Below are 9,980 nucleotides of genomic sequence, written 5' to 3'. Positions count from 1 at the left end.
CCAAAGGCCCGCAACCAAGCGGGCCTTTTTCAATTCAATCCCCTCAAAGCCACCTCAAGCTTCAAAGCAATCTCCCTATGCGCTGAGGGGCTTAAACGTCTACGGTAACGGCGATGTAGGATTTGCGCGCCTCGTCCGTGCGGATGCCCACACAACCGGCATGTCCTTTTCGATGATCCAGCTGTCGCCCGGCCCATAGATTACGGTTTCGCCGGCGCCTCATTGGTCAGGCCACTTCACCATCTAGCAAAGTGGCATGTTCGTGGAACCTGTAAGTGACCCGGTACTTGCCGCGCGTAGCACTATATTGGCCACCGAACACAGGCGCGTCCGGATTACTTATGTCGAAACTGCCTGCGCATTTGATCTCGCCCTCAATCGTCTCCGAACCAATTGATTCAGGGCTGCCCCACAAATCCAATGCATCTCGTTTCATGTTCTGAAGATAGGGGGTTATAAGACGTGCATTGGTCCTCATGTTATCAGGTCGTTCAAAATACGCTCCATCATCGCATCACATTCAGCCAATTGCTGAAGCGACAGGTATTCGTCGGGCTTGTGCCCCTGACCTTCCATCGAGCCCGGTCCGCACACCACGGTTGGAACGCCAAGCTTCTCAAAGAACCCCGCCTCTGTCCCAAAGGCAACTTTGGTGGTGGTGGTGCGTTGTGCTAGTTTTCGGGCATAGGTAACCACCGGATCGTCGTCCCTGACGTCTAGTCCGGGATAGGCGTTGTACTGTTCAACGTCGATCCGAGCCCCGCGCCAAGCCGCATGATAGGGTCTCGCCACACGATCCGCTGCTTGTTGAATGCGGTCGAACAGGTCCTCGGCGCGATCAACAGCCAAGTGGCGGTATTCGAATGTCAGCTCCGCCCGATCAGGAACAATGTTCAACGCCATTCCCCCCGAGAGTTTGCCAACATGAACCGTCGTATAGGGGATGGCATAAGCTGCGTCGCGCGCGCCGTTAAAGGCGAAATCATCCTGAAGCGCGCGCAATTCGGCCAGGAAATCAGATGCAAGATGCAACGCGTTGACAAACCGGGGTGCCAGCGCGGAATGGCCGTTTTGCCCATAGCAGGTGGCGCGCAAGGCCGCCTTGCCCTTGTGGCCAACCGCCACCTGCATTTCTGTCGGCTCACCCACGAAACAGGCGCGCGGTCGGCCGATCATTGGCTTGAGTTGGTCCAGCATATGCTGAATGCCAACGCAGCCCACCTCTTCGTCATAGGACAGCACGATTTTCAAAGGTTCGCCCAGTTTGACCTGGGTCGCGCGGTCCGCCAGCGCCAGTATCGACGCGACATAGCCCTTCATGTCGGTGGTGCCTCGCCCGTAAACCTTGTCACCCTCACGGGTCAGGTGGAACGGATCACGAGTCCAGGGCTGGCCCTCGACCGGTACGACATCGGTATGGGCGGACAACAACACGCCCGGACCCACCGGGCCGGTTTCCGCGTAAATTCCCGCCTTGGTGCCGGTTGGATCATCAATGCGGCGCACGGAAAACCCACGCGCCGCCAGATAGTCAGTGACATAATCGATCAGTTCGAGGTTGGATTTGGCGCTGACCGTGTCAAACCCGACAAGCCGATCAAGAATATCCAGGGTCTGCGTCATATCAGTCGACAGCCAGTTCCGTGATTTCACGGCGAAACGGCAAATCATCCCCGATATCCGGCGTATCGAGTTCACGCGCATAGCGGTGACCTGCATATGTCGCCCAGGCAATGGGCCCTGGCGCATTGGCATCACCGATCAGTTTGACGGTCTTGATCCCCGCATCGGCCCAGTCGCCTTTGCGGGCCATCAGGTCTTCAAAAATCTGGTCGTTGCCCACACGCGAGGCGACCATGACCACGGCATCCGCCTCGATCCGCCTGGTGCGGTCGGTATAGGTACAATTCGACACGACGTGATTAGGATGGATTTCCGTGATGCCCTGATTCAGCACGATGTCGACACCGGCCTCGACCAGACGCGGATGGATCGCGATCTGTTCCAGCGTGTTGTTGGTCCAGTCGCTGACATAGGCCGAAGGCGTCACCAGCGTAACCAGTGCCCCGTTCTTGGCCAGCAATTCGGCCAGAACGCCGCCCATGTAATAGTGGTCGTCATCGTAAACCACGACACGGCCTTCGGGAATGGTTCCGTCCATCAGATCGTCCGGGGTATAGATCTTGGCCCCTTCGGCGATTGGCATCGGCACAATGTGCTGACGCGCGACACCATCGCGACGCCATGTGGAGCCGGTGGCCAGACAGATGTTCTGAAAGCCAAACTCCAGAATGCTTTCGGCATCCAGTTCACTTTCGAAATAGGTTTCGACATTCGGCTTCTGGCTGATCTGGTATTCCCGATATTCCAGAACGCGGCCCCAGGCGCTGAGGCCCGGCAGCTTGCGCTCTTTCGCGACGCGACCACCCAGAACGGTGGTGGCTTCGGCAATCGCCACGTCGTAACCGCGTTCGGCCAGGGCGCGTGCCGCTTCCAGACCGGCAGGACCAGAGCCCACGACCAGTACGTTTTCACTATCGCCCTTCTGGTTCATCCGTTCAGGGTGCCAGCCCTTGCGCCATTCTTCCATGAACGTGGGGTTCTGGGTGCAACGGCTGATCGACATGGTCATGTCGCCGGTGATGCAGATGTTGCAACCAATACATTCGCGGATATCGTCGATCCGGCCTTCCTCGATCTTTTTCGGCAGGAACGGGTCGGCGATCGAGGGGCGCGCGCAGCCGATCATAGTCAGAACGCCGGATTTGATCTGCTTGACCATCGTATCGGCCGAGGTAAAGCGGCCCACGCCTACAATTGGCTTGTCGGTCAGTTCCTGAATGCCGCGAACCAGGTTTTCCTGCGCCGATTCATCCTTGAACCGTGACGGGCCCGAGCAATCTTCCCAAGTGCCTTGCGCCAGATCCCAAAGATCCGGCAGGTCTTTGTTCATCTCGATATAATCGCGCACCTCGGCGTTCGAGAAACCAAGTTCGCCAATGGTTTCGTCCAGACTGACGCGCAGGGCGATACCCATCGTGTCGCCCACAGCATCCTTGATATCAGCGATCACTTCCTGGCTGAATCGCGCGCGGTTTTCCAGGCTGCCGCCATATTCGTCCGAACGCTGGTTGGTGGCGCGGCTCAGGAAGTGCTGGAAAATGCCAAAGCCGTGAGCGCCGTACAAGTTGATGAGATCAAAGCCTGCCTCTTTCGAGCGTTTCGCCGCATTCACAAACCAACGGCGCAGATCGCGGATATCGGATTTCGACAGCGCGCGCGCCTGAACCGGATCGTTGGTAAAGGTCCGGATCGGAAGCGCCGAGGGGGCCAGCGGCACTTCCTTGGTGTAGAGATTCGGACCGTTGATGCCGGAATAGGCCAGCTGGATACCAGCGAGCGCGCCATGCGTCTTCATTTTCTCGGACATCTTGCGCAATTGCGGGATGTCCTTATCTTCCCACAGGCGCAGTTCGATGAACGGGGTGATTTCCGATGTGTGATGCATTTCGCACTGCTCGGTGAAGATAACACCCCAACCGCCTTCGGCCTTGATACCGCGCATCTCAGCCGCAGCGGACGGGTCACGATACCCGCCACCGTTGCAGTGCGGCACCTGATAAAACCGGTTCTTTGCCGTGAGTGGCCCGATTTTCACCGGTTCAAACAAGATATCGTAACGTGGGTCGCGCAATTTCGCCTCCTTCGCTCCTGACTTGTCAAGCAAGATACAGGTAATTGCACCGCCCGAAAGTTGGGCTTGCGAAATCAACGGTTAGGTTTCGGCTAATTGTCGGTGCGCTTACTTCACTTTGCCTTCGATTCCCGGCAAGGCATTTTCCTTAATAAAGTCAGTACAGTAGGCGATAAACGATTTGACCGAAATCGTGTTCTCGGCATCTGTGGCCATCAGTAGTCCAAGACGCATCGGGCGCTCATCGCCCAACAGGGGAATGGTGCGCAGCGGTTTTCCGTCCGGCGATAAGTTGTTCAGGGGTTTGACATTGGCCAACCCGAATCCGTACCCGTTCGCAACCAGACTGCGCATGACCGCCATATCCTTTGTTTTCTCGGCAATGAACGGCTTTTTGCCGATCTTCTGGAAGAAGGACAGGAAATAATCGGCACTGAAGGGCAGATCGAGCAGCACCATCGGATAATCGGCCAGCATCTCAACAGATACAAACGGGTGCTTGGCAAGCGGATGGCCCTCGCAAACCATTGCGTAGGGCGGTAATTCAGCCAGCGAGACAAAGCGAAGGTCGGCAGGAATATCCAGATTATACGTAAGCGCGATATCAATTTCGGCCCTGCGAATATTGCTGAATATATCGGCCTGGTTCAATTCGTACTGACGAACGCGCACCTCGGGGAAGGCATCCTCGAACTTGCGCCGGATGCTGGGCAGGATCAGCTGAGCAAATGTCGACAGGCATCCGACATTCAATGGACCACGCGCAACCCCCGCGATATTGCCAGCCAAATCCATCAGACCTTCCGCTTCGCGCAGAACGGTATGTGCCTTGTCAAGCATCGCCCGGCCGGCCTGGGTCAATGATAAACCCTGTGCATGCTGCCGAACGAACAGGGGTAGCCCAAATTCCTTCTCGAGCTGAGAAATCGCCGCCGAAATTGACGGCGACGATACGTTGACCTTTTCAGAGGCAACCGCGATTGAGCCTGCCTCGCCGACCGCTACGAAGTATTCAAGCTGGCGCAAGGTGTATCTGATCGGCAAGTGCGGGCCCCTTTGATGGTCGGGATCAGGCCTTGTATTTGATCCACGTCGTTTTCAGAGCAGTATACTTTTCAAGAGAATGCAAGGACAAGTCCCGGCCAAACCCTGACTGTTTCATACCCCCGAAAGGCGTCTGCGCCGAGAGGGCATCGACAGTGTTTACTGACACTGTACCCACCATCAACTTGTCGGATACCCGGCACGCGCGGCTCAGGTTATCCGTCCACACCGAGGCCGCCAAGCCATAGATCGAGTCGTTGGCCATCGCCACCGCTTCGTCTTCTGAGTCAAACGGAATAACTGACAGGACAGGGCCGAAGATCTCGTCTCGGGCCAACGGGTTGTCGTGCGAAACATCGTCAAAGATTGTCGGCTGGATAAAGTTGCCTTTGCCCGCAACTGTCACCTGCGCACCACCTGCAACCAGATTGGCGGTTTTTTTGCCTTCCTCGACAAACCGCATGATCCCCTGCGTTTGTTTTCTGTCCACGATTGCGCCCATTTTCGACGCTGGGTCCAGCGGGTCGCCGGGCTGCATGTTGGTGGCGAGCGCGATCAGTTTTTCGACAAATGCGTCCTTGATCGAGCGTTCAACATACAGGCGTGAGTTGGCCGAGCACACTTCGCCCTGATTAAAAAAGATGCCAAATGCTGCCATGTCGGCTGCCGTATCCAGATCCTCGCAGTCGGCGAAAACCAGATTGGGGCTTTTGCCGCCGGTTTCAGGCCAGACCTGCTTCAGGTTCGACTGGCCGGAATATTGCATGAACATCTTGCCGATCGCGGTTGAGCCCGTGAAGGCCAGGCAATCGACATCCATATGAAGACCCAGCGCGCGGCCAGCCGTGGCGCCAAAACCGGGTACCACGTTGAAGACCCCGTCGGGCACACCGGCTTCGGCCGCCAGCTCAGCAAGGCGCAACGCCGACAGGGGCGATTGTTCGGCAGGTTTCAACACGACCGAGTTGCCCGCAGCCAGCGCTGCGGCCCCTTTCCAGGTTGCCATGTCCAGCGGGAAGTTCCAGGGCGTCACCGCGCCGACAACCCCCAAAGGTACACGAGAGACCAGCGCCAGATCACCCGGCGCAGTTGGCGCAACCTCGTCATAAATCTTGTCGATGGCTTCGGCGTACCACTGGAAGAAATGCGCCGATCCCGGGGCATCTATGGTCACGGCGTCGTTGACCAGCTTGCCCATATCCAGACTGTCCAGCAGCGCCATCTCTTCCAGGTTTGTGCGGATCAGGTTCGCCAGTTTCAGCAATATTTCTTTACGGCCACCAGGGGCCATACGCGACCAACGCCCGTCTTCGAATGCAGCACGGCCAACTTCAACGGCGCGGTTGATGTCAGCCGCGTCCCCTTCGGCAACCTGCGCCAGAACTTCGTCGGTTGCCGGGTTGATGCAATCAAATGTCCTACCTGACGCGGCGTCGACGAATTTGCCGTTGATAAAGGCCTGACCCTTGATTTTCAGGTTTGCGGCACGGGTCTTCCAGTCTTCGTGTGAATGGTCCGGCATTCGGATACTCCCTGATTATTCGTCGCCCGGCACGCCGTATGAAGGTGCTTCGCGCGGATCAAGCGCGCGCTGGATATAGGCGTCAAGCTGCGGTTTGTAGATGTCCCAGGCGGTGGCGATGTTTTCGATCGGGCAGTCTTCGGTCCAGTCGCAACGCAGATCCGCCACCGGCCAACTGACCTTGTCAACGATCTTCATGCCTGCGGAATGCACCGGACCAGCCTCGCCACCTGCAGCCAGCGCCGCGCGCATGGCCGCGATTAGGCGATCACCGATATGACCCGATGCTGCAAGATACCCATCGACAATCGCCTGCGGCACGGTGTCATTGGCCAGAAGATTTCCGCCAGATGCAACATTTTCAGCCTGCGCCTGTGTCCAGATGCCCAACGAGTTTGGACCCGAATGGATTGCTGTCGTCCCGTTTGCGTCAACCGCCAGAACTTGCCTGTATTCGATGAACTTACCTCGCTTTACGACCTCTGCCACCGCGTCGGCTGCTGACAACCCCTGCTCCATCAGATCCAGCGTGAGCGGGCCAAGGCTGGGATCGGTGACATTCTGCGAGGCAACAGCGCCAACACCTGCACGCGCGAACGAGCAGCGGGCGGCGACGGCCGGTGAAGACGACGAAATCGCCAACCCGAACATTCCGGTGTCGGGACAGCGCGCAACCAGAGAAAAAGTCATGAACGACTCCTGTGAAGAAATTCCAAACCGGGCCGCTCTGAGCAAGAGGAGAAAGGAGCCAGAGCGGCCCGGTCATCCCAAGTTAATCGGGAATAACTGCGGTTCCGTCTATTTCGACAAGCCAGTCCGGCCGTGCCAGAGCTTGCACGACAAGGCCGGTCGAGCAGGGATGCACACCTTTGATATACTCGCCCATGGTGCGGTAGACCGCTTCGCGATGGCGGACATCGGTGATGTAGACGACAACCTTTACCAGATGTTCCATCGAGCCGCCGGCTTCTTCGATCAGCTGCTTGATGTTTTGCATGACCTTGTGGGTCTGTTCGGCCGGGTCATGGCTGTCAATATTGACGGCGTCATCCAGGTTCTGCGGGCACTGACCGCGCAGATAGACGGTTTTGCCACCCTGGGTGACGACAGCTTGACACAGGTCGTTGTCCAGATTCTGTTCGGGATACGTGTCCGACGTGTTGAATTTGCGAATGCGTGTGTGCGCCATTTCGGTGTCCTGCTTTTGTTGGTTTATTCTGCGGCTGAAGCGATGATGGCAGCTTCGCCCTGATATTTGGCGTAAGAGCATTGAATCGCAATCTGGTCGGCCACGTATTTGGCGTCATGCCAAACACCCCAGAGGAAAGACGAACCGCGACGCGATTGCCAGGGCAGACCCAGGAAATAGACGTCAGGTGCCTTGGAAACCCCACGCTGGTGGATCGGCGCGCCACGCTCGTCAAAGGCGTCTTCCTTGAGCCAGTTGAAATCCTGACGGAAACCGGTTGCCCAGATGATCGTTTTCACGCCTTCTTCGGCCAGGTTAATACTGTTCAGCGGGTTTGCAAGGCTGTCCGGATCGGGATGTGCAGCGCGGGCTTCGGGCTCTTCCGGCAGGTCGATACCGGTGCGTGCGACATATGCGTCAGCCATGTCCAGAACTTCCATGTAGTTTGCGTCGCCCTTGGCCACGTTTTCCCGCAGGTCGCCCTTGAAGCTGAGAATACCATCGGCATAGCTTTCTGTCAGGCCAGTCAGGGTCACGCCTTCGTTGCCCAGACGGCGGAAATCCATGGTGCGCCCGCCATAGGCACCGCTAACTGAGATGGTCACGTGTTCAGTCCCCGGTGCAGGTGCCGCCATGTCCCACAGGCCCAGAACACCTAACCACCAAACGAAATCACGGCCGCGGTATCGACGCGGCGGGCGATCATGCGGACCAACCGACAGGAACACTTTGCGGCCCGCGCGATTCAATTCGTCCGCGATCTGTGCACCGGACGACCCGGCGCCCACAACCATGACGGCGCCATCGGCCAGTTGTTCAGGGTTCTTGTAGTTGAAGGAGTGGATCTGTTCGATGTCTTCAGAGCTTGGTACGATTGGCGGAAAAACCGGATGCTGGAACGCGCCGGTGGCCGCAACGATGCGGTTGCATTCAATCTCACCCGCGGTGGTTTTCACCAGAAAACCGCCCTTGCCGGGCTGGCGGGTTGCTTCCAGCACCTCGACACCTTCCCGGATCGGCGCCTTGATCATGGCAGCATAGTCAACCAGGTACTGAGCAAACCGGTCCTTGGTTACAAATTCATCAGGATCGTTGCCGTCAAACAGCATGTTCGGGAAGCGGTCATGCCAAGCGGGGCCGTTGGCCACCAGCGCATCCCAGCGGCCAGTGCGCCACGCTTCGGCCGTGCGGTTCTTTTCCAGCACGATATGCGGGACATTGTTGTTGCTCAGATGCTCACTCGCCGCGATACCGGCCTGTCCTCCGCCAACAACCAGCGTATCCGTCGTTTCAATCGTCATATCGAGATCCTCTATTAGGCACTTCGAGGGTCGCTACCCAAATGGGCGCATCCTTTTTGTAATCTTAGAAATCAACGACGCTTCTGAGAAATATGATCTCGTTAAGCATTGCTTGGGCTATGGCTAAGACCAGATCCCATTTCGACTGGGTTGTGTCGCAAACTTTTCGATGGACCAAAGTCAGCGTTATGCCAGACGCAGCTATTCTGCGATCTCAGCAGACATCCGAAAGCCAGAGGTCGCATCAATGGCGAATTGATTCTTCCGGATCATGTTGGCTACCTCAATGCCATCCAGTGTGGCTGAAGCTGATCTGAACGACTTAAACCCACGTAAGTGCCGCATGCGTCGTTTGATGAATCTGTGATCCTGCTCGATCATATTGTTTATATGCTTTGACCTGATCGTCTGTACTTTGGCGGGGCAACCGAACCGATTAAGGACTTTGTTCATTTCTCGAATGCCCGCTGCATTGGCACCGCTCTTGTCGATTACGATTTTGTTTGGGATTTCGTTTGACGACAGTGCTTTAGCAAAGAAATTGGTCGCTGCTGGACGATTTCGCCGTTCGGAAAGCAGGAAATCGAGGGTGTTTACCGCTTTGTCACCTGCGCGATAGCGATCTTCCAATTCCCGCGCACACGAATATAGGTTTCGTCTAAACGCCAGGAATTCTGAGTTGGACGCTTCTTTGATTGCGTACGAGCAGCAACTATCGGCGAGTACTTCGCAATCTACGTATTCTATGTGGCGTGGTCAGCTCACATACCGCGTTCAGCCATGATCTCTTCAAGGCCCTGATAGGAAACCGTGTACCGTAGGTAGAAGAAATCTGCGTACAAGCTTGCATTCCTGGGAAAATGACAGCCTATCAAGAAATCATGCGGAAACTTGTTGGAGAGCAAAACGCAAACAACAAACGTCGCTGCATATATGCTCGTCAATCCGGACCAATAGTTTGCGACACGACCCACCGTACGTCTTCGACAGTTCAGCATGCGTCATTTCCGCACGGATCGCTTCAAGCGCGACCTTGGCTTTGAATTCACGAGAGCGATTCTTTCTCGAGCCATTCTGGGTTGTCTCTCTCATCATTCTATCCACCTTAAAAACTGGTCCGATTCCCCGCGGCTACCTCTCCCCGCAGATATGTGATCTGCGGGGATATTGAGTTTTTGTGTGGATTACCTGCTGCGCCAGGCCTGTGTGCGGGCCAGGATGCCTTTTGAT

Annotated in this window: 9 protein-coding genes and 2 pseudogenes; 1 reads left to right on the top strand and 10 read right to left on the bottom strand. The window is 56.6% G+C overall.

Annotated features, from left to right (window positions below; genetic code table 11):
- A partial coding sequence (locus tag ACR0LL_RS20715) for a hypothetical protein (RefSeq protein ID WP_480589181.1) occupies nucleotides 1-199 on the top strand: 199 nt, incomplete at its 5' end.
- A gap of 27 nt (nucleotides 200-226) precedes the next feature.
- Here the strand turns inward: ACR0LL_RS20715 and ACR0LL_RS20710 are convergent.
- The 10 genes and pseudogenes from ACR0LL_RS20710 to ACR0LL_RS20665 all read right to left on the bottom strand — a co-directional run bounded on the left by ACR0LL_RS20710 (nucleotide 227) and on the right by ACR0LL_RS20665 (nucleotide 9,625).
- The gene (locus ACR0LL_RS20710; protein WP_480589179.1) at nucleotides 227-478 is read right to left on the bottom strand and encodes a hypothetical protein; all 252 of its coding nucleotides are present in this window, start codon (nucleotides 476-478) and stop codon (nucleotides 227-229) included.
- Nucleotides 475-1,623, bottom strand: coding sequence for an acetylornithine deacetylase (argE, locus tag ACR0LL_RS20705; RefSeq protein WP_480589177.1), 1,149 nt, complete (start codon nucleotides 1,621-1,623; stop codon nucleotides 475-477). Before argE ends, ACR0LL_RS20710 begins: the two co-directional genes overlap by 4 nt.
- Nucleotide 1,624: 1 nt before the next feature.
- Nucleotides 1,625-3,694: an oxidoreductase gene (locus ACR0LL_RS20700; protein ID WP_480589175.1), complete on the bottom strand. Its 2,070-nt coding sequence runs from the start codon at nucleotides 3,692-3,694 to the stop codon at nucleotides 1,625-1,627.
- A gap of 108 nt (nucleotides 3,695-3,802) precedes the next feature.
- Nucleotides 3,803-4,534 (bottom strand): LysR substrate-binding domain-containing protein, encoded by a 732-nt coding sequence (locus ACR0LL_RS20695; RefSeq protein WP_480589183.1) that lies wholly within the window; start codon nucleotides 4,532-4,534, stop codon nucleotides 3,803-3,805.
- 15 nt (nucleotides 4,535-4,549) lie between these two features.
- A pseudogene (locus tag ACR0LL_RS20690) lies at nucleotides 4,550-4,720 on the bottom strand (helix-turn-helix domain-containing protein); the annotation flags it as partial.
- A gap of 43 nt (nucleotides 4,721-4,763) precedes the next feature.
- Nucleotides 4,764-6,260, bottom strand: a complete 1,497-nt coding sequence (locus ACR0LL_RS20685) for an aldehyde dehydrogenase (protein WP_480589173.1) — start codon at nucleotides 6,258-6,260, stop codon at nucleotides 4,764-4,766.
- Between the two features lie 15 nt (nucleotides 6,261-6,275).
- A complete protein-coding gene (locus ACR0LL_RS20680) occupies nucleotides 6,276-6,950 on the bottom strand; it encodes a DUF1028 domain-containing protein (RefSeq protein WP_480589171.1) in 675 nt (224 codons plus the stop codon).
- Between the two features lie 82 nt (nucleotides 6,951-7,032).
- Nucleotides 7,033-7,449 (bottom strand): RidA family protein, encoded by a 417-nt coding sequence (locus ACR0LL_RS20675; protein WP_480560829.1) that lies wholly within the window; start codon nucleotides 7,447-7,449, stop codon nucleotides 7,033-7,035.
- Nucleotides 7,450-7,472: 23 nt separating this feature from the next.
- Nucleotides 7,473-8,750, bottom strand: coding sequence for a flavin-containing monooxygenase (locus tag ACR0LL_RS20670; RefSeq protein WP_480589169.1), 1,278 nt, complete (start codon nucleotides 8,748-8,750; stop codon nucleotides 7,473-7,475).
- 201 nt (nucleotides 8,751-8,951) lie between these two features.
- Nucleotides 8,952-9,625: pseudogene (locus ACR0LL_RS20665) on the bottom strand (IS6 family transposase).
- Nucleotides 9,626-9,980: the final 355 nt, after the last annotated feature.

The organism is Ruegeria sp. AI2 (genome assembly GCF_056541275.1).
This window is presented reverse-complemented; position numbering and strand designations above follow the sequence as displayed.